General features: G+C 54.9%; 16 protein-coding genes. 8 read left to right on the forward strand and 8 right to left on the reverse strand.

From position 1 onward, the window contains the following. Window positions 1-79: 79 nt before the first annotated feature. The 4 genes from GRS80_RS01330 (at window position 80) to GRS80_RS01345 (ending at window position 4,143) form a co-directional block, all read left to right on the forward strand. Entirely contained in the window at window positions 80-2,044 is a 1,965-nt protein-coding gene (locus tag GRS80_RS01330; protein ID WP_160045983.1) for an ABC transporter permease, read from the forward strand. Next, window positions 2,044-2,868 carry an ABC transporter ATP-binding protein gene (locus GRS80_RS01335; protein WP_160045984.1) on the forward strand — a complete coding sequence of 275 codons (825 nt, stop codon included), beginning with the start codon at window positions 2,044-2,046 and terminating at the stop codon, window positions 2,866-2,868. The genes GRS80_RS01330 and GRS80_RS01335 overlap by 1 nt, the downstream gene beginning before the upstream one ends. Beyond that, the gene (locus GRS80_RS01340) at window positions 2,861-3,619 is read left to right on the forward strand and encodes an ABC transporter ATP-binding protein (RefSeq protein WP_160045985.1); all 759 of its coding nucleotides are present in this window, start codon (window positions 2,861-2,863) and stop codon (window positions 3,617-3,619) included. Before GRS80_RS01335 ends, GRS80_RS01340 begins: the two co-directional genes overlap by 8 nt. Before the next feature lie 125 nt (window positions 3,620-3,744). Next, a complete protein-coding gene (locus tag GRS80_RS01345) occupies window positions 3,745-4,143 on the forward strand; it encodes a VOC family protein (protein WP_160045986.1) in 399 nt (132 codons plus the stop codon). Window positions 4,144-4,209: 66 nt separating this feature from the next. Here GRS80_RS01345 and GRS80_RS01350 read toward each other — a convergent pair whose 3' ends face one another. The 3 genes from GRS80_RS01350 to GRS80_RS01360 all read right to left on the reverse strand — a co-directional run bounded on the left by GRS80_RS01350 (window position 4,210) and on the right by GRS80_RS01360 (window position 9,124). Next, on the reverse strand, window positions 4,210-5,523 hold the full coding sequence (locus tag GRS80_RS01350; RefSeq protein ID WP_160045987.1) for an RNA-guided endonuclease TnpB family protein: 1,314 nt from the start codon (window positions 5,521-5,523) through the stop codon (window positions 4,210-4,212). Between the two features lie 226 nt (window positions 5,524-5,749). After that, window positions 5,750-7,123 (reverse strand): MATE family efflux transporter, encoded by a 1,374-nt coding sequence (locus GRS80_RS01355; RefSeq protein ID WP_160045988.1) that lies wholly within the window; start codon window positions 7,121-7,123, stop codon window positions 5,750-5,752. Between the two features lie 132 nt (window positions 7,124-7,255). After that, entirely contained in the window at window positions 7,256-9,124 is a 1,869-nt protein-coding gene (locus GRS80_RS01360) for a methyl-accepting chemotaxis protein (RefSeq protein WP_160045989.1), read from the reverse strand. A 552-nt stretch (window positions 9,125-9,676) separates the two neighbouring features. On the opposite strand from GRS80_RS01360, the gene GRS80_RS01365 reads away from it, so the two are divergent. Continuing rightward, a complete protein-coding gene (locus GRS80_RS01365; RefSeq protein ID WP_200840300.1) occupies window positions 9,677-10,312 on the forward strand; it encodes an isochorismatase family protein in 636 nt (211 codons plus the stop codon). A 75-nt stretch (window positions 10,313-10,387) separates the two neighbouring features. On the opposite strand, the gene GRS80_RS01370 is transcribed toward GRS80_RS01365, so the two are convergent. From GRS80_RS01370 to GRS80_RS01385, 4 genes are read right to left on the reverse strand one after another with little or no spacing between them, the layout of a single operon-like run. Continuing rightward, complete coding sequence (locus GRS80_RS01370; RefSeq protein ID WP_160045990.1) at window positions 10,388-11,377, reverse strand: ABC transporter permease; 990 nt, start codon at window positions 11,375-11,377, stop codon at window positions 10,388-10,390. Then, complete coding sequence (locus GRS80_RS01375; RefSeq protein ID WP_160045991.1) at window positions 11,374-12,441, reverse strand: ABC transporter ATP-binding protein; 1,068 nt, start codon at window positions 12,439-12,441, stop codon at window positions 11,374-11,376. Before GRS80_RS01375 ends, GRS80_RS01370 begins: the two co-directional genes overlap by 4 nt. Continuing rightward, complete coding sequence (locus GRS80_RS01380) at window positions 12,431-13,486, reverse strand: ABC transporter ATP-binding protein (RefSeq protein WP_160045992.1); 1,056 nt, start codon at window positions 13,484-13,486, stop codon at window positions 12,431-12,433. Before GRS80_RS01380 ends, GRS80_RS01375 begins: the two co-directional genes overlap by 11 nt. A gap of 1 nt (window position 13,487) precedes the next feature. Continuing rightward, window positions 13,488-14,417 carry an ABC transporter permease gene (locus GRS80_RS01385; RefSeq protein ID WP_343161399.1) on the reverse strand — a complete coding sequence of 310 codons (930 nt, stop codon included), beginning with the start codon at window positions 14,415-14,417 and terminating at the stop codon, window positions 13,488-13,490. 1,016 nt (window positions 14,418-15,433) lie between these two features. Between GRS80_RS01385 and GRS80_RS01390 the strand changes: the two genes are divergently transcribed. Then, window positions 15,434-17,206, forward strand: a complete 1,773-nt coding sequence (locus GRS80_RS01390; RefSeq protein ID WP_160045994.1) for an ABC transporter substrate-binding protein — start codon at window positions 15,434-15,436, stop codon at window positions 17,204-17,206. Between the two features lie 174 nt (window positions 17,207-17,380). Here the strand turns inward: GRS80_RS01390 and GRS80_RS01395 are convergent, their stop codons facing one another. Then, window positions 17,381-18,046, reverse strand: coding sequence for a hypothetical protein (locus tag GRS80_RS01395; RefSeq protein ID WP_160045995.1), 666 nt, complete (start codon window positions 18,044-18,046; stop codon window positions 17,381-17,383). A gap of 267 nt (window positions 18,047-18,313) precedes the next feature. Here GRS80_RS01395 and GRS80_RS01400 point away from each other — a divergent pair, with 267 nt between their 5' ends. Next, window positions 18,314-19,315, forward strand: a complete 1,002-nt coding sequence (locus GRS80_RS01400; protein WP_160045996.1) for a succinylglutamate desuccinylase/aspartoacylase family protein — start codon at window positions 18,314-18,316, stop codon at window positions 19,313-19,315. 173 nt (window positions 19,316-19,488) lie between these two features. Then, a complete protein-coding gene (locus GRS80_RS01405) occupies window positions 19,489-19,794 on the forward strand; it encodes a Rieske 2Fe-2S domain-containing protein (protein ID WP_160045997.1) in 306 nt (101 codons plus the stop codon). Window positions 19,795-20,041: the final 247 nt, after the last annotated feature.

A 20,041-nucleotide genomic window follows, 5' to 3' on the forward strand; every position in this document is an offset into this window, starting at 1 on the left:
CGGCCGCATAGATCACGAACCAATACCATCAATGACCACAGAGGGATAATACATGATATCAGTCTCGTTGTTATTCGAAATGATGTTGAACGGTATCGTTATCGGAATGATCTACGTGTTAGCTGCTGCTGGGCTGTCCATCATCTTTGGCGTGATGGACGTCCTCAATCTCAGCCACGGGGAAGTCTTCGCACTCGGTGCATATTTGGCCTTCTCGATTATCGTCGCGCTCGGAACGGGGACGGGGTTTTGGATCGCGTTACTCCTCGCCCCGATCGTGGTCGGCCTGATCGGGATGCTCATAGAGCGATTCGCGCTCCGTCCGCTGTATGGTCGTGGCCACCTCGATCAAGCGCTGGTGACTTTCGGGTTTCTCCTGATCATCTACGACGCGCGGCGACTGATCTGGGGAACGGACAGTAAGTTCGTGCCACCACCGCCGTCGCTGTCTGGAACCGTCGAGATACTCGGGTTCAGCTATTCGATGTACAACCTCTTCGTCATCGCGTTCGGTGCCGTCCTCGTCGCTGCGACCTGGGCACTGCTGAACTACACGAAGTTCGGGCTGATCATCCGGGCCGGATCGCAGGACAGAAAGATGGTCGGTGATCTGGGAATCGACATCAACCGATACTACACCCTGCTGTTCGGGTTCGGGATGGCACTCGCCGGTATCGGTGGCGTCACACTCGGTGCATACCAGAGCGTCGACCTCAATATGGGTCACTCCATCATCATTCCGGCGTTCGTCATCGTGGTTATCGGCGGTCTCGGAAGCTTCAAAGGCGCCGTCATCGGTGCGTTGCTCGTCGGTATCTTACAGAGCTTCATGTCGACGTACCTCCCGTTTCTCTCCGGCGTCGAAATCTTCCTGATCATGATCGCCGTCTTGCTCCTCAAACCACAGGGGCTGTTCGGAAACCCACACTGGGAAGTTCCAAGCGGCGACACTGACTTCCTCTCTGGCATTCGCGGTGGCGTGTTAGAGCCCCAGACTAGACGGTATCTAGGGATCGGCGCAGTCGCAGTGTTAGCACTCGTTCCGTTCGGGGCTGACACTCTTTACTCGGCGTACTACGTTTCCCTCATGCAAGAGCTGATGATCTGGGCGTTGCTCGCGCTGAGCTTAGATCTCGTGATGGGATATACGGGTCTCATCTCGCTTGGACACGCCCTATTCTACGGACTCGGGGCGTACACCTCGATGCTCATCTTCATTCACGTGACGCCCTCGATATTCGTCGCACTCGCAGCGACGATACTCCTCTGTACGCTCGTCGCAATCGTCGTCGGCCACCTCTCGATCAAAGTCACTGGACCGTACTTCATCCTGATCACGCTCGGATTCGCCGAGCTGTTCTACGAAGGCGTCTACAAGTTCGACTTCACCGGCGGTTCCAACGGCCTGTTCGGTGCCGAACGCGAGTTCGGTCTCGCGGGGGTGGGCGTCAACTTCGACAACATTCAGGTCGGCGTCGAGCCGTTGCTTCTCACCGGTAACGACCTCTACTTCTACTTCGTCCTGATACTGGTCGTCGCCTCGTATCTCGTGGCACGAACGCTGATGAACGCACCGTTCGGAAGCGTCCTGCGTTCGGTCAAAGAGAGCGAAAAACGGACGGAGTTCATGGGATACGACGTTCGCGGATACAAACTCCGCGCCTTCACGATCAGCGGTGCGCTGGCCGGACTCGCAGGCGGCCTGTACGCAGTCGTTCAGGGATACGCCGCACCCGCGTTGTTCCACTGGCTCGTCTCCGGGGAGTTGATCCTGATGGTCGTCCTCGGTGGAACCGGAACGCTGTACGGTCCGATGATCGGAGCCGGCGTGTTCGTTGGTTTCTCCGACTGGCTTTCGGGATACATCGAATCCTGGCGGCTCCTGCTCGGTGCGTTGTTCATCCTCTTCGTCATCTTCATCCCGCGCGGACTGGTATCTATCCCGGCGAGCCTCCAGGCATACTGGGGCCGGTACCAGAGCGATTCGCCTGGCACAGGGGACAGCACTGCACAGACCGACGTTTCAACGAAAGGTGAAGACTGATGGCAGCGACAGATCAATCAGAGACCGATCGATCCGCGGCGAGTACCGACACCACAGCACGATCAGCGATCCTCCGAACCGAGGGACTCGCGAAGTTGTACGGTGAACTGGTCGCCGTCGACTACGTCGACCTCTCCGTCAGTGAGGGGGATTTCCACAGCATCATCGGCCCGAACGGGGCCGGAAAGACGACCCTTCTGGACCTGATCACCGGCGGTCGCGAGCCGACTGCAGGATCGATATACTTCGAAGACGAGGATATCACCGACCTCGAGTCCGACGAGCTCGTCCACGAAGGAATCGCCCGATCGTTCCAGATCACGAGCGTCCTCGATGGCCTCACGGTCTTCGAAAACGTCCGACTCGCTACCCAGGCCATCCAGTATGGCTCGCTCTCGAAGATCGATACCCTCATCCGGAAAGCAGGGTCCCACGGATCGATCGACGAACAGACGAGGGAGATTCTCGAACAGATCGGCCTCAAGGACCAGGCTCAGATCCCCGCACAGAACTTATCCTACGGAGACCGTCGCAAACTCGAGATCGGAATCGTCCTCGCGACCGATCCAAAACTCGTGTTGCTCGACGAGCCCACCGCCGGGATGAGTATCGACAAAAAACACGAGACGATCGAGCTCATCGAGGACGTTCTGGCGGACGCAACCGTGATCCTCGTCGAACACGACGTCGAACTCGTGATGCAGCTTTCGGATCAGATAACCGTTCTCCATCAGGGACAGATCCTCGCAGACGGAACGCCGGACGAAATCGCGGACAATCAAGAGGTTCAAGATGCCTACCTCGGAGGGCACACCGATGAGTGAATCCAGTCACGACCGACGGGAGTCAGACCGGACAGACGGCGAGGTGTTGCTGTCGGTCGAAGACCTCGTCGCCGGATACGGTCTCGGACAGGTCCTTCGGGGGATCGACTTCGAGGTCGGTCGGGGCGAAGTCGTCTCGCTAATCGGACGCAACGGCGCTGGAAAGACGACGACACTCGAGAGTATTCTCGGGAACGTCCCCGAGATCGCTGGCACCATCCAGTTCGACGGAACCGATGTCACGGAGCTCAGCAACGACGAAACCATCAGCCAGGGGATCGCGTACGTCCCCGAAGAACGTCGCGTATTCCCGGGACTCACAGTCCGGGAGAACCTCGAGGTCGCACAGGTCGCCGCCGGGAACGACCGGGCTCGAGACATCGACACCATCATCGGGATGTTCGAAAACCTCCAGGAGAACGAACAGAGCCTCGGCAGCGAGATGAGCGGCGGTGAGCAACAGATGCTCGCAATCGCCCGTGCGCTCGTCAGCGGTGCAGAGCTCCTGATGCTCGACGAACCGACCGAAGGCCTCGCACCGTACATCGTTCGATCAGTCGAGGAGACGATAAAGGAATTAAACGAGAGCGGAATCACGATCTTGCTCGTCGAACAGAACGTACAGGTCGCGATGGAGGTCTCGGACACCCACTACGTGATCAATCAGGGAGAAGTCGTCTACGAGGGCACCTCCGCAGACCTCGAAGAGAATCAACAGATTCTCGATCAGTATCTCGGTATCAGCTCCTAATACCCCACCCAGTTTCGTCGTTCGACCGGCCCGTCCGTCTCGACGATCGCTCATCGAACCGATCGGCCAGTGGTCCATCCTGCCGCAACCGGCCGTTTTTTTGGCTCGAGGTCCTAACATCAGCTATGGACGTTTTAGACATCGACCACGTCAACATTCGGATTCCGATCGGGAGCGTCGACGAAGCCGTCGCGTTCTATCGAGACGGACTTGGATTCGAGCCGGAGAACCTCGATCGGTACAGAGACGGCGAACGAACCATCTTCTCGTTCCGGCTGAACGAGCGGTGCATTCTGCACGTTCGACCCGTGGAATCGTTTTCCCCACCCGACGGAAAAGGGTTCGACCACTTCGCGATCGTCGTCGATGAATCGATCGAGGAGGTCAGAGAACGACTCGAGGAAGCCGACATCGAAATCGAGCGCGACGGGAATCCCCTCGGTGCGACCGGGCGAGCGCCAGCCGTCTACGTCCGTGACCCGTTCGACTATCTCATCGAGATCAAAACGGCCCAGCAGTCCTGACACGACGGCACAGCCGTTTTGACATCCTCCTCCGCCTGAAGGCGGAGGAATCCCGAGGTTGGGATATTACGGTTTGCAGTCTACCACTTGTTCCTGCGGTTGGAATCCGCTGGACAAGTCGTAAAGGTAGACTCCGGGCTGTGCCAACCAGCCGGTACTCCTATCCCCACCCAAATCGGGTGCAGACTTGGAGTTACATTCGTCGATGTCGAGACGGATGTTCTCCGCCCCGTTCACGTCGGCGTTGAACGCCGCATCACACTTCTCACAGACGTACAAGCCGCGCTCAACACGCTGACTCTTATCTTCTTTCCCGCAGGCACAACACCTCTTGCTTGTATCCCGTTCGGACACTTCCACGACCTCGATTCCCTCAGCCTTCGCCTTGTATTCGAGAATCGAGGTGAAGCGGTCGAACGCCCACCCATGCAGGTCGAGATTGCCATGCTTGCCCCAGTTCTTCGACTCACCGTTCTCGTCCTCACGGACACCCTCCAAGTCCCCGACGTTGATGCGGCCGACTCCTTTCTCAACACACCGTTCAACGATGTGTTTCGCTAAGGAGTGAAAGAAGTGAGTACGCCGTTCTGACCACTTGTGGTGCAGTCGAGTGGCCCTTTCACCACTCGAATCATCGCAGTTGGCGATCTCTTTCGGGAAGTAGTAGCCGTCTTGTTTCAGGCGGTTTCCGGGGTATAGGTCGGCATCTTCGGTGCTGTAGGCGATGGCGGCGAAGTTGCTGATGCCGAGGTCGATGCCCGCCGTTTCGTTGCCGGGAGCGTCGGGAGTCTCGATATCGTCTTTGCAGACGAGATGCAGTTCCCACTGATCCTTCGCGTTATCGTAGACGACACGGACTTGTTGCAGGTTCTCGACCGTGACGCCGGGACGTGTCTCGTACTCGACAAGGATGTATTCCCACGCCTTCGGGTGTTCCTTGTGGTTCGCGCCTTTTGAGAGGCGAACACGGTTGTTCTTGGTGTCGTGGCGGATGCCGTTTTGCTTCCACGTCACCGTCGAACGGGGGTGTTCTTCGTGGACGCGGCGGCCTTGGTCGTCGTAGTAGTTTTCTTTGCGGTAGCCGGGCGGATTGTCCCTGTCATCATCGCTGGAGTACCACGAGTTGAAGGCTTCAGCGAGTTCCTCCAGAACCCGCTGACTGGACTGTGAGTGTAGTCCCTTGTATTTTGGATGGGCCTTCAACTCGTTTTTCAGCTCCTTGTGGTCGGGGATCTCGCCCGTCTCCTCCCAGACTTCTCGGGAGTGATAGTTCGCAACGTTCCAGAGTTTGCTGGCACTCCACCCATGGCGGTCGAGCTGTCCCGCCACCTGTGAGTGGTTGCGGATTTTCGCTCGATGGGTGCGGTGGACCTCCAGCATTGTGAAACACCTGTATAATCGATTATACTCGTCTTTCTTGTAAAGGTGGTGTTTGGTGGCGGTGGAATATCCGGCCTTGCTATCGGTAGTCGTTTGTGAAATGGGTTGTCGGATTCATCCCGCGCCTGAAGGCGCGGGTATTCTCCTTGCTTTTTATAATACGACAGAAAACGGTTGGCAACAGGTCAACCGGAAAGTGGGATCACGGCAACATTTCGGCTCGTGATCAATCCGAAGACGAGGCGCGCTCCGCGATCATCGCCTCCGCTTTGTCCGCCCAGCCACCCCACAGGAAGCCAATGGAGACGATAAGCGCCCACCAAACGTACGTAAGCGCCATTCCCGCGTAGACGCCGTACAGGCCGTATCCGAGCACGATACTCGTCACGTAGGAAAAGCCAAGCATGAATCCGAACGAGCCGGTGAGACGAGCGTAAAACGGCGTTCTGGTATCGCCGGCCCCGCGTAACGCACCGGCAATCGGGAAAAAGATCCCGACGAAAAACAGCATCACACCGAACACTCGCGTGAAGTCAGTTGCGTACTCGATAGTCGTCGGATCGTTCGAGAACAGCGTCGCCAGGTATTCGGCGAACCCGATCAATCCGAGCCCAGCCGCACCGAGGGTCAACACGCCAAACGCCGCGATCGAAAGTCCCGAAAACCGGGCTCGCTCCGGATCGCCTTCTCCGAGTTGCTGTCCGACGATGATACTCGAGGCGACGCTATACGACCGGTAGAGCGGTCCGGTCGTCTGGTGATAGATTCGCCGCGCGATGTGGTAGGCAGCGTTCACCTCCGTCCCGAAAGTCAACAACAACGCGTTGAACGGATAGCTCACGATCGACGTCGTCATTCCTTCCGCGATATTTGGGACGGCAACCGCGACGAGTTGGGTTGCTATCGTCGAATCCGTCGACCACGCGTAGCCGACAGTCGTCCGGTCGCTCGCGATCGCAAGAAGCATCAACAACGCCTCGGCCGTCCGACTGATCGCCGTCGCCAGCGCGACGCCGACGACACCGAACTGGGGGACAACCCAGAAGCCGAGGCCGAGCACGACCGAAAGCAGAATGTTCGACGCGTTCGATACGCCGTTTATGTACATCGGCGTGACCGTGTCGCCGGTCCCCTGGAGCGCACGCGATCCAGTCAGTGCAACGATCCGCATCGGCGACGCTGCGAAGACGATCATCAGATAGAGACCGCCAATCTGGACGACATCGGGGGCAGACCCGAGGATTGCGATGGCGAGATCGCCGAACAGATACCCCAGAAGAATAAGCGGCAATCCGGTCGCAAACCCGAGTGCAATCGCCTGCGTGACGGCTTTATCACGCGTCAGTTCCGCCCCGCGTCCCGTATCCTGACTCGAGAGAGCGATCGCACCAGCCCCCAATCCCGACCCGATTCGCATCGGGATCTGTGCGTACAGGTCAGCGATGCCGACCGCTGCAACCGCTGCCGGCGAAAAGAGACCCGTTATGATAATGTCGACAGTTCGCATCAGCGTCGAAAGCGTCTCCTGGATCGCGACGGGCCACGAAAGCGAGAACGTTTCACGCCACACAGCGAAGAGACGACGACGCAACGAAGACATGTAACCCAGGTAAGCAGACCCCACAAATCAGGCTATCGATACGGAAACCTCCATGAAATTCGATGTCACGAGACGGGCTCACAGACACCCACAGGGCCTTGTCAGCATCGGTAGCTTACGTAAGGGAACTCGTTAGTCCATTTCGTCGGCAAAGTCGCCGATACGCGTCTGTATCTGTTGGGCCGTCTCCGCTTGCGTCTCGGCGACCCGCCTCGTCGTTTCGACGGCCTCGAGTGCCGCCTCGGAGTGTTCCGCGTACGACTCCGCCATCGTCACCATCGTATCGACGCTGTCGGCCTGTTTGTCGTTGGCCGCTGCGATCGCCTCGACCTCGTCGGCAGCCTCCTCGACGGCAGACACGATTTCCTCGAAGGACTCGAACGCCGCCTCGACGTTCTCGCTCGCTTCGGTGACTCGGTCGGTCGTTTCACCGGCCTCCCTGACGGTTTCGTCGGCCTGGCGCTTGACCTCCTCGATCTGTGCTCTGACCTCCTTCGTATGATTTTTCGTCTCGGTGGCCAGCGACTGGACTTCGTCCGCGACGACCGCGAACCCGTCGCCAGCGTCACCGGCGTGTGCCGCTTCGATGTTCGCGTTCAGCGCCAGAATATTGGTCTGATCGGCGATGTCGTTGATGACGTCGACGATATCGTCAATTTCAGCGGTCCGATCGGACAACTGCTCTGCCGTCGCCAGTAACTCGTCGACGCTCTCTACGACGGCGTCCATCCCATCTTTCGCGTCCGAACTCGTCTCGAGACCGGATCGAGCGAGCCGCTGTGACTCTCTGGCAGCCGCTGCGACCTCCTCTGCACTCGCCGCGACGTCGTCCATAGTCGCGCTGTACTCCCGGAGTTCCTCTTTCATCTCGTTTGCCATCTCGACTTGCTCGGTGACACGCTCCTCGAGGTCGTCCATGGTCTCCGTCAGTTCATCCGACGTCGTCACCTGATCGCGAGCGAGCGAGTTGACCTCGTTGGTCACCCGTTCGCGAGTCTCCGACAGCTCTCGTTCCTTCTCTCGGAGTTCAGTAACATCCCGGAACACGCCCACAGCGCCTTGCAAGTCCCCGTTTTCGTCGTACATCGGAACGCTTGCCGAATTAACGTCGAGCGTTTCACCCCGATGGTTTTCGATCTGCGTTTCGAGATCCCGTACCGGCTCGCCGGTCTCGAGAACGGATTCGATGACCGTTTCTTTCGTTCCGTGGGTCTCATTCGTCCGAAAGATTTCCCACATCTCCATCCGTTCTGCCTCCTGTTTCGAAATCCCCAGCAAGTCCTCTATTGCATCGTTGAACACCAGCACCTCGCTTTCCTCGTCGATCACGATCACCGGGTTGATCATTTCATTGAGTGCATCGACCCAGATGCTCTTGGCCTCACTCTCGAAGTACGTGTCCATCGCAACCTGGAGGTCGAGATTCGTGATCCGAAGTACGGAGAGAATGTTCTCTCGAAGCTCCATCGACCGATCTGTCACCGCCGCTGTGTCGGTATCCTCTACCTCGAGATCCTCGAGGAATCGGTCGAACAACTCCGTGATGAGCACCTCGTGGTAGAGCATGTACGTGCCGATGTAGTGTTTCTGTGGCATCTCGAGCATGCTGTGAAGTTTGCCGACCACTGCTCGCTGGCGAAAATAGTCACCCCCGTAGCCCGGATCGGCACCAGTATCGTACGCGTTCGCACCCAGACTCCGGAGATACTGAGCCTGCGTCTCTTTCAGCTGCTCGAGCGAGCGATCGGACCGCTCGAGGACGTCCGTCGTCTCGTCGTACGACGTGAGGTGCTCGTAGAACGTCCTGGTAAACTCGTCTGCGATCGTCTCGAACAACTCAGTCAATTCCGTCAAATTCGCTTCGTCGTCTCCGTCGAATCCGACGAATTCTTTTCGCCACGCCCACTCCTCGTCGTCGAGCCCGATCGTCTCCACGAGTTCGTCTTCCTCGAGTTCTGAACGAAGTCCAATATTTGATCGTCGAGCCTCTTGTTCGGACATATGTTCGTCGTATTCAGACTGGATCGTCTTAGTTTCATGGTACCACATACCACTTCTAGTCGATGTTAAATTAAGAGAACGACGGCGAGAGTGCGTCCTCCGTGGTCCCGAGCAGACGGGCCAGGCGGCTTACTATCCGCCATGTTGGGAGAGAACGACTCGAACAAAATCCAAGAGCAATATGGCTTCCTGTCATACGGTCTGCTGTAAATCGTTACCGGCGAAACCACGAGCCGTCTGCGGTTTCACCGGTAAACCGTTACAGCAATCCGTATCAGTCAGTGCCGGCACAGCCGTGACCCCTGGAGGAGACCGAAAGATCGGGATGGCAACCCGTGAGACAGCAGCCCGTCTCAGAGGGATTGCTGTCCCTGTGTACCGCCGCATCCGGGACCCGTTCTCCGGATGCGGCAGTACCGATGGACAGCAGACCGTATGCCACTATCTACGTTCGAGTGTCGTGGAGACACCTGTCCCGAGAACGTCTCGATGTGGTACCTCGAGGTCGAATAAGAGCTAACTATAAGTCATTAGAGGCGAGCCAGTCAATCGATGTACGTTCCGGACGTCGTTCCCGAGGAGGACCGACAGACGATGGTCGACAAGGCGGAGTTCGGTGGTGAGATGGGTCTCGGCGAAGAAGTCGCCGTTCTCGTCGTCGACATGACCCGCGAGTTCGTCGAGGACGAATATCCCAACGGCTACGCGGAGACCGGAGAACCCGCAGCGAGTGCAATCGCCCGACTGATGGAGGAAGCGAGCGAGCGTGGCATCCGCGGATACTACTCGCGGTCTCTCAAGGGAGAGCACCGCGTCGAGGCAGGACAGTGGGGCGAAGCGGACCAGACCGAGGAGATGACCGAGCTCACCACCGAACTCTCACCCACCGAAGACGACGTCGTCTTCGAGAAGTACAAGCCGAGTGTCTTCTTCGGGACGCAACTCGAGAGTATGCTCAACTACTCGAACGTCGACACCGTGATCGTGACAGGAATGACGACCTCCGGATGCGTTCGCGCGACGGTCGTCGACGCGTTCTCGCTCAACTATCGAGTGATCGTTCCCGAAGAGTGCGTGGCCGACCGTTCACAGGTCTCCCACGAGGTCTCCCTGTTCGATATGGACATGAAGTACGCCGACGTGGTCAGCCTCAATGTCCTGATCGAGGCTCTGAAAGAGGCGCCGTAAAGCATACTCCCGGGAAAGCGTCACGGCGTCGATTCGAAGAAGAGTTCAGGGAAAACGGACGATGATAGTAGGTCGTTAGTCGTCGAGACTAACACGCGGGTCAATGACGCTGTAGAAGATGTCAATAACGAAATTAGCCACGATAACGAATGCCGCGATAACGAAAAATACGAATTGAACTGTCGCGAAGTCACGCGCAAGAACCGCCTGAACCAGTGCATACCCCATCCCCGGCCAATTGAACACGGTTTCGATGAGTACGAGCCCCCCGATAGCACGTGCCATCGAGATCGGGTACAGCGTTATTACTGGTAGGCTGGAGTGTTTTGCAATTGATTTTAGACGTGCGCTCTTCGGAAGGCCAGTAACTCGTTTGTAGAATATGAAGTCCTGACCAAGTACCTCAACGACGCTCGTCCGCATGATGAGCGATGGGAGGAAGAGATAGCGCAAAACGACTGTCGTGAACGGGAGTACAAAGTGCATCGCGAACGACTGGGTAAAGTAGATTCGCCACCACGGATCGTCGCTGTACTGATTCGCAACAGCCGGGTCGATCATCGAGGAGGTCGGGAACCATCCCAAAAAGCCGGCGAAGACGATAATCATCAGTATTGCCAGGAAAAACTCCGGAATGGCGCCAATCGTGAGTAACGGAACGGGGACGAATTTCTCCAACTTTCCGCCACGTTTAGTCCCAGTTACCGTCCCAATGATTGCGCCCAGAATATATGCAAGCGTAATTGCAGGAGCCGCAAGGATGAACGTATTGAAGATATTCATCTTTACGAAGTCCCAGACGGGTTCGTTTGTCTGTACAGAGTATCCCGGATCAAGCAGGATGAAATTGTAGATATATTGGAAGTACTGGACGTAGAGCGGATCGTTCAAACCCCACGACTCTTCGAATTCGGCAACCGTATCCGGGTCCGCACCCTGATAGAGGAGTATATCGGAAACATCACCCGGCATCAAGCGGAAGAGGAAGAAGAGAAACGTCAGTACGAGCCACAGCAGGAAAACGGTCTGCGTAATTCGCTTTAAGAAGAATCGAACTTTGCTCACAGTTCGTCACCCCCTTCACCAGCGGAGATAGACTGGCCGTTCGCTACGTCGCCATTCGATGAAACCGCATTCAGGTCCTCGTGTTCGGAGTGGAGGTGACAGGCAACGTGATGATCTGTCGATAGAGAATACGATTCCGGTGTCTTGTCACAGATCTCCATTCGGTCCGGACACCGATCCCTGAATCGACATCCGTTCCCTATATTGATCGGGTCACCGGGTGTTCCGGGGAGCTCGGTCCGTTCGCGTTCAGCCTCCGAATCGGGAATCGGAATTGCAGAGAGGAGTGCTCTCGTATACGGGTGTTTGGGCTCGTTCAAGACAACCTCTGTTGCTCCCGATTCGACGACTCTCCCCAGATACATGACCTGCAACTGATGACAAACGTACGAGACCGTCGAAAGGTCGTGGGAGATGTATACCATCGAAACCCCAAAGTCGTCGATCAGATCAGAGAGCAACTGAAGAATCGCCGCTTGCGTCGAAACGTCCAGCATCGACACAGGTTCGTCAGCGAGGATGAGCTCCGGTTCAACGATCAGTGCACGAGCAATCGATACTCGTTGCTTCTGTCCACCACTCAACTGCTTCGGTAGCCTATCGAGGTAGTTATCTACGGGAGAGAGTTCAACCTGTTCGAGTACGTCTCGTATTCGTCTGTCCCTCCCGTCGATATCGTGGATTTTTAACTGCTCCTCGAGTGTTTCACGAACCGTTAGTTTTGGATCGAGCGCGTTAAACGGATCCTGGAAAATCATCTGGACCTCTCGTCGGAACTGTTTCCAGTCGCCTTTGTCGAACGTAGAAACGTCCGTCCCTTTAAATAAGATCTCACCACTCGTCGGTTCGTGTAGCCCAATGAGGGTTTCGATCAGTGTCGTTTTCCCGCATCCACTCTCACCGATGACTCCCATACTCTCATTTTCGTCCAGACTGAAAGAGACGCCGTCAACCGCCTGAACTGGGTCAGAGTCTTTTCGAAGGATCCAGTCGACGATCCCAGCCTGCTGATCGTAGTACTTTTCTAGGTTTTTCACCTGCAATAGAGGCATGTCACTCGTCATTTGCTAAACTCCCGCTTTTTTGATTGGGCGCTTTCCGGTCGTCGGTTCCCTGTTCGTTCTCTTCGCGAATGTCGTCCTTTCTGAAACAGGAGACGAAGTGATCGGAACGATCAGCCTCAGCCCTCTCGAGAGGTGGAGGTGCTTCTCGACACTCCTCTATTGCCCATGGACAGCGATCGACGAACGTACAATAATCGGTTTCACCAATCTGCCGGGGCGGTTTCCCCTCGATCACGCTCAAATCTCGGTCCGGTTCACGGATGTCAGGAAATGCCTCCTGTAACAGCGTGGAATACGGGTGATGGGGATCGTTGTCTATCCGCGTAACTGGACCAACTTCTGCAATCTGTCCACCATGCATAACAGCCATCCGATCACAGGATTCGAATACGACAGCGATATCGTGAGTGATCAACATGATACTCGTCCCAACTCGGTCGACGATATCGTCGATGTGCTTGAAAATTTGGTCCTGCATAATCACATCGAGTGCAGTCGTCGGTTCGTCAGCGATAATGAGAGAGGGTTCGAGAAACAGTGCAAGCGCGATAATTGCTCGCTGTTTCATTCCACCCGAGAACTGGTGAGGATAATCGTGGATTCGTTCCGGATCGATCCCAACGATCTCGAACATCTCCTCGAATTTTGTTAGCGCCTCTTGCTCGTCAAGGTCCGAATGAAGGTCGGCGAGTTGTACAGCCTGTGTACTAATTCTTTCAAGCGGGTCGAGACTGTTCATCGACCCCTGGGGGATATAGGCTATCTCTTTCCATCGAATCCGCCGATTCAGTTCCTGTTCAGACATATCCTGGATTTCTTCCCCCTTGTAACGGATCACTCCGTTCGTCACTTGACCGTTCGAATCGAGAGCGTTGAGTATCGACAGCAACAACGTGCTCTTTCCACAGCCGGATTCACCAACGACACCGAAGTACTCTCCTTCGGATATTCCAAAGGATGCGTCTGAAACGGCTGTTAGCATTCCTTCCTTCGTCTTGTACTGTACAGTGAGGTTTTCTACTTCTAGCAGTGGGTCATCAGACATGTTATCCTGCCTCAGCGATCATGGACTCCTCATTCTGTGTGATTTGTGACTCCAATCGACGGCCAAGCATGAAGAGCGAAAGGACTGTTATAGAGATCAAAAAGCCAGGCGGTAACGACCACCACAGTGCCGACGACATCATTCCCGACTCGTAGGCGTTACGAACCATAATCCCCCACGACGGGACGAACGGGTCCGTTACACCAAGAAAAGCAAGTCCAGCTTGGATGACGATCGCGTATCCGGTACCCAGGGCAAGAAACAGAATTCCCATGGGCGCAACGTTCGGAAGAACGTGTTTGAAAATTATATACGGGGTGCTCGCACCAGACGTTTTCGCCGCGAGGATAAACGGACGCTCCTTGATTTGGAGCACCTGTGATCGGATAACGCGAGCCAGTCCTCTCCACAGAACCGCACCAATGATCACTATCGAAACATAAAACCCGCTGCCGAATATCGCGACGACAACCAGTGCAAACGGGATAAGCGGAATACTGTACGTCAAGTCGGTAAAACGCATAAGAATGTTTCCGACCCGACCACCAACGTATCCAGAGACAACTCCGATAGTCATCCCGATTGAGAATATCATAAATCCACTGACCATTCCAGTGACAACCGTCGGTCTCGCACCGTACACGATACGCGAGAGTACGTCATACCCAGAGTCGGTTGTGCCTAGCGGGTGCGCTAGGGTAGGTGCAGCGGAAAACAGTATTTCGCCGTCAGGGCCGTATATTCGTTCGTTGTATCCGTACGGGACGATCAGTGGCCCAATGACAGCGAGAAGTAGTACGAACGATATAAATCCCAAATAGATCATCGTTAGTTTATCAGATATCAGAATTCGTATACCTCCAATCAAACTTCGGAAGAAGCGTCTATCTCTCACAGAACTCATTCGGTTTGTGATGTTATTTCCGACCATCAGTTATCACCCCCTTGTGCGAAAGTTCGATTTTTTCCACGAAGGTACTAGTTCCATCCGAGGACACTGCCAGTTGAACCAAGATCGGTTCTGGCTACATTGGTTCGATACGGAATCGTAGTTATTCTGCATGTTTTCCGGCAAGGAATTGCGTACCACACCGGGCGGTGTATCTTTCATCATATACTTAATTGATATTTTCTATCAGTAGCTATTAAGTCGTGTAACCAACGAATTCCCGTCTGTGTCGTTTATTGGCACATGGCAAACCAATGAGTAGCACTGGTAATATAACTTGCCCCGTTATACAAGTACAATGAAACGAATAGATACCGACCAACAGTTATCACATATATAACATGAGGTGAGATACGTCGGAGAGCGTGCCAACGTGCGATCGCTGAAAGCTATAAAAGTCGATTTTCGGCAATACACTCCGGCTCGCGACTCAGCGGGCATCACTGATCGTACTGGCCCCTCGAAAGAAGCGGGAAGTAGAAAGCAGGTCAACGAGGACTGTAGGTGAGGATACACGCTGAAGTTACTCCATAGAGGCAACAACCGCTTTAAGGCCTCTCGCGACTGATACGGGAGCCGCTCAGTATACCGGTTCGGTCCCAGGACGAGTCGAGATTCTACTATAGTACTAACTGCAACGGTTTAGACACTGATCGCACAGCCCACGAGACGTTCCCCACGGTCGCAGTCCGCGGTTCTTGCGTCACTCGAACCGCGCTTCTGTCCGGCGATCAGGTGTGTAATGACATTCAATGGCTACTATAGAGAACTGACAGGCAGCAGTTCGGATGAACGAACCCCGAAGTCGTCAAGGTAAGTACCGACAGCTTAGGGATCCTCGGTCTGTCGGTAAGAGTTCGGTCCCACTTGATATCAAGAGGTCTTCGGGAGGCTCGAACGAGATGACCTCGAGTAGTGTACCAGAGGAAACGCTATAGTTGGGTGCTAGACTAGTATCGGGGATACATTTAACAAAGGGAAAGATAGTCATTGGTAGTATGGTTGTGAGCAAATCACAAGACGAGGAATCGTCTATCGACCGGCGAAAGTTACTTTCCGCACTTGGCGCGACCGCAGTCACGGGAATAGCCGGCTGTACTGGAGACAGTGAAGATGAAGACCTGGGTGAGCGAGTGCCAACCATCGTTTTCGAATGGTGGAGCGGTCTTGGTGGCTTCAGCCAGATACAGGAGAATGCTGCACCCGTCATCCAGGAGAATATCGAAGAGCTCGGCGTGGACGTCGAACTAGAGGGGACCGAGGGAGTAACTGCCTGGGTGAACATTATTAACGATGAACGGAACGCAAACCTGGCATTCGTTCATACAGGAAACAATCCAAACCGACTCGATCCCCACGAAACCACACGCCGGTTCGCCGCCGACTATGCAGGACCCGAAGCAGGAGCCAATCCAGGTAACTATACCAACTGTGAGTATACCGATGTGGCCGTCGAGCAAGAAACAGTCGAAACCGTAGAAGAGCGAGAAGAACTCATCAACCAAGCACAGTCCATTGTGAGTGAAGATGCAATGGTCTATCCGATGTATGCCACTCCTTCGTTTGGGGCAATCCGGACCGACGAAGTAGATCCAGATGGTATTGGGGCCGGCGGTGTCGACTTCACGATGCCTCACGCCTACATCCGGTCAAGCCCGAGAACGGGAGATCAAATATCGGGCAATATGCACGCAGACGGAGCACAGTCACTGAACTATCTCGCGATGCCGAATGCGGAAACACTCGCGTTCTGGAGTCAGATACCGCACTCGCCACTCGTTGGATATAACGAAGATTACGAGATAGAGAACGTTCTGGCAGAAGACTACGAGGTGACAAACGGTGGCCAAACATTTACAGTCGAACTTCGTGATGGAACGTTCCATAACGGTGACCCAATCACTGCAGAGGACGTACAGTTTACCTACGAGACACTCGACGAGAACACGGATGTATTCCCCCACGCCAGTAGTATTCCGTTCGAGTCAATCGAGATAATCGACGAGACGACAGTGGAGTTCAATACCACTGAACCGTTCCTTCCGTTGACTACGAGCGAATGGCCCCGATGGGGTATCATTCATAAAGATAGTTGGCAAGACGCCGGGGTTGAAGAGACACCGACGTCACTCGACTTCGACGAGTTTATCGGATCAGGGCCGTTCCAGATCGAAGATTTCCGACCGAACGAGAGCATTTACTTCTCACCTCACACGGACCACCCAGTCTACAGTCCCGATCACGATCTCATACTGAGCGTATACGCCGACGCCCAATCGGCACAGCAAGCGTTCGAGAACAACGAGATACAGATCATCAGTCAAATCGGCCCGGGGGCTGCTGACCAGATTGAAGAATCCATGGACGATGAAGCCGACATCATCGTCACTGAAGGGCATATGACGCAGTCCGTGTACCCACAGTATTCGTTCGGACCAACTAAATTCCACGCGTTCCGGGATGCAGTCGGAAAGTGTTTCGATAGGGAACTCATCGCTGAAGTCGCGCTACGTGGTCGAGGAGAACCGGATACACATGCCTCATACCTCGGTCAACCCCATCCGTGGCGAGCGCCAGACGACATGCTATACGAATACACCGACGACGTATCCGGAGATATCGATGCAGCTCGAGAAGCGCTGTCCGAAGCGGGATGGGAATGGGACAGCAACGGAAACCTTCGATATCCCAACGATGCTGATCTTTCACCTCGATGGCCCGAGGGAGAGGGACCCGACCCGGAAGAGTTTCCTTGCCTAGACGATCTCTAGTCGAGAAGTGAATCAGAGTACTTGAGACATTCGACCAGATTACCGAGAAGGACCCACTACGAAGAGGATCGTGGAAACAGGACTCGTATTACCAAGCGACGATCGGATGAAAAATGGTATATCCAACATGGAGATATCGTCGGCAGATAATTCACAAAATCAGACTTTACTGATCTATCGTGAGTCACTCATCAGCTTTTTCATCTCTTTCTCCACACTACTTTTGTACTGGTTGCCGATCAACCGGGAATGGATCTTGTTCCCAGCGGCAAATAGAGTGGTCGGGGCACCAACGACATCGTAGTTATCTCGAAGGAACTCAACCCAGTTCGGGCCATACACGCCAACCAACAGGATATCGTCCGGTGAACTGGAGAAAATATCATCGAAAGTGGACGCAACGGAATCACAGGGCTTGCAGTCGCGACGCCAAATATATACGACAGTTCGCTCGTAGCACTGCAGTAGTAAGGGAAGACGGTTTCCACGAATTGGGAGAAACTCCGGCGTTAGACCATCGCTAGGCGGAGTCGGTTGACGAAACTGGTCCAAGATCGTTGTGAGCCTGATGATATCAGCTGATGGCTCAATCTGTTCAGCAATCGCACAAAATTCCGCGAGGACACCCCGATCAATGTCACGGATATTAGTAAGGAACGGTAATTTCCTCCCGGTGAGGTTCTCCACCTGTTCTACACTACACTCGTCTAGCTTGCGGATCTCCTCCTCGTACTCGGAAATAGTGTTCTCGAACGCATTCGAAAGCTGAAACGTGTCACCGGTACTGCGTGAAAGTACATCTGCTTTAGCTGCACGCTTTAGCACGACATTGTGCTGCACAACAGTGATATACAGACAGGACTCCATAATGATATCCGAAAATATCGTTACAGGTTCCCCGGAATATTATTTCTCAGAATGAGGAGTTTGCACTTGCAGTGGAGAGTAGAACCGGTAGCGTCAGAAACGACCATGTCGACGTACACGGTCGGACAGACCTACAATACATAGAAACCAAGGGTGAATTAATATAATCTCATATAGAAGTATATAACGAGCGTATGGTGAGCGAAAATGTTTTTAACTAATCAAAGAAAGTGGATAAGTGTGTCAACAATCAACATCTCACAGGCACAGATACCGGAAGGTGAATCAGAGTGGGTCGAAATCGACGTCGGTGTCGACTCCGACCTCTCGACTGTCACGTTGCATCTCTACGTCATCAACGGTGAGCGAGAGGGACCGACACTCTGGCTGCAGGGTGGGATCCACGGAAACGAACAGGGTGGGTCCCTGGCCGTAAGAGACGTCGCCCTCGAGTTCGATCCCAGCGAGATTTCGGGAGCGGTAATCGCTCTCCCAGTGTCGAATCCATCCGGGTTCGCGAACAAACGTCGCGGGTCACAAATCAATCACGTCGGTTCGAGGGACGTCAACAGCGTCTTTCCAGGAGATCCCGACGGGACGTTTCCCGAACGGCTCGCAGACGAAATTTTCTCGCTGATTCGGTCACATGCGGATGCCGTTATCAATGCCCACAGTGCAGATGGAGAGACGATAATGCACACCGAGTTTGCGTACGTTCCGATGAGCGATACCACGACTGACGAACGGACGAGTAAACTCGGATCTGCCTCCGGGATTTCACATCTCGTCGAGTTGGATACCACGGAAATGAGTGGCTGGATGACCGCCGAACTCGTCGAACGTGGCATTCCGTCGATCATCGTCGAGTCCGGGTCCGGGACTCACGTATACGAGTGGGCATACGAAACCTACCGGCGGAGCATACAAAATGTCGCCCGGCATCTGGACATTCTCGACAGCAAACCGGAGGAAACCGACTCGTCCCAGACGGTGTACTCCGATCTCGTGTTTCTAAACGCAGGTGCAGGCGGGTTCGTCGAAACATTCGTTCGCGGCGGGGACGAAGTCGAATCCGGAGAGTCACTCGCCGAAATTACGGATCTCAAAGGTCGGCAACGTGAACTGATCACGTCACCGTGTGATGGAACGGTGTTTGCGATTCGGTCGTTTCCCACCGCCAGACCCGGTGACCTCGTCATCGAGATGGCCCCCGCACCGACTCCAACCGACGACGCAGAGTGACTCGTAACGGGACACCGGAAACGAACGCTGTTATCCGCGTCGAGATCCGTTATCGAGACACCACGACGGCGTAAAAACGCTCCAGCATCTGTTTTCGCTCGAGGATGAGTGATTCTCGGTCGCGTCGTGAGCCTAACAAAACGATTATCACTCCACTAACTCTCGGTGGGAGTATGATCGACGTTGGGACGCAAGAACTACTCGAGGAGACCCCCCAAATTGTCACAGTCGAGGAGAACCGATACGTGCTCCACGAACGCGAAAACGGAGACGTTGCGCTGTACAGTGCCATCTGTCCCCATCAGCGCGGGCGAATTACGGCTCGGGAGGAGATACTCTTGTGCCCAAACCACCGGTGGAAGTTCGACCCCGAGACCGGCGAGTGTCTGACCGTAGACGACGAACGACTTCCGGCAGTCCCCGTCAGCCGAGAGGACGGTTCGCTCGTGGTTGAGACGTTACCCAGCAAAATTGCGTAATCTCCCGGTGAGTTTTTACTACTCCGCCACGCGTCGACTACAGGGTCGAGTTCGGTGGTATGGTCCGTTCGACCCTACTGTTTAGGCTTGCCAAAGCAGTAAATCGCGTGATGCGGACCGCGATGAGTCGATCCCGGTCGATCGCAGACCGCCGGGTGATCGGCCGGCAATCAGGTATCACAGACCGTACGAGACAATCGGCAGTAATCGATTTCCTGTTGCACGCTCGCTCGTGAATCGGGTGTCA

This window comes from Natrialba sp. INN-245, from assembly GCF_009807105.1.
In the GTDB taxonomy this organism is placed as follows: domain Archaea; phylum Halobacteriota; class Halobacteria; order Halobacteriales; family Natrialbaceae; genus Natrarchaeobius; species Natrarchaeobius swarupiae.

Coding starts and splice junctions, on each gene's coding strand:
- GRS80_RS01380 (WP_160045992.1), bottom strand. CDS start 13,486: ATGTCTGATGACCCACTGCTAGAAGTAGAAAACCTCACTGTACAGTAC.
- GRS80_RS01360 (WP_160045989.1), bottom strand. CDS start 9,124: ATGTCCGAACAAGAGGCTCGACGATCAAATATTGGACTTCGTTCAGAA.
- GRS80_RS01365 (WP_200840300.1), top strand. CDS start 9,677: ATGTACGTTCCGGACGTCGTTCCCGAGGAGGACCGACAGACGATGGTC.
- GRS80_RS01405 (WP_160045997.1), top strand. CDS start 19,489: ATGATCGACGTTGGGACGCAAGAACTACTCGAGGAGACCCCCCAAATT.
- GRS80_RS01330 (WP_160045983.1), top strand. CDS start 80: ATGATGTTGAACGGTATCGTTATCGGAATGATCTACGTGTTAGCTGCT.
- GRS80_RS01390 (WP_160045994.1), top strand. CDS start 15,434: ATGGTTGTGAGCAAATCACAAGACGAGGAATCGTCTATCGACCGGCGA.
- GRS80_RS01385 (WP_343161399.1), bottom strand. CDS start 14,417: ATGGTCGGAAATAACATCACAAACCGAATGAGTTCTGTGAGAGATAGA.
- GRS80_RS01335 (WP_160045984.1), top strand. CDS start 2,044: ATGGCAGCGACAGATCAATCAGAGACCGATCGATCCGCGGCGAGTACC.
- GRS80_RS01345 (WP_160045986.1), top strand. CDS start 3,745: ATGGACGTTTTAGACATCGACCACGTCAACATTCGGATTCCGATCGGG.
- GRS80_RS01350 (WP_160045987.1), bottom strand. CDS start 5,523: ATGCTGGAGGTCCACCGCACCCATCGAGCGAAAATCCGCAACCACTCA.
- GRS80_RS01375 (WP_160045991.1), bottom strand. CDS start 12,441: ATGACGAGTGACATGCCTCTATTGCAGGTGAAAAACCTAGAAAAGTAC.
- GRS80_RS01340 (WP_160045985.1), top strand. CDS start 2,861: ATGAGTGAATCCAGTCACGACCGACGGGAGTCAGACCGGACAGACGGC.
- GRS80_RS01355 (WP_160045988.1), bottom strand. CDS start 7,123: ATGTCTTCGTTGCGTCGTCGTCTCTTCGCTGTGTGGCGTGAAACGTTC.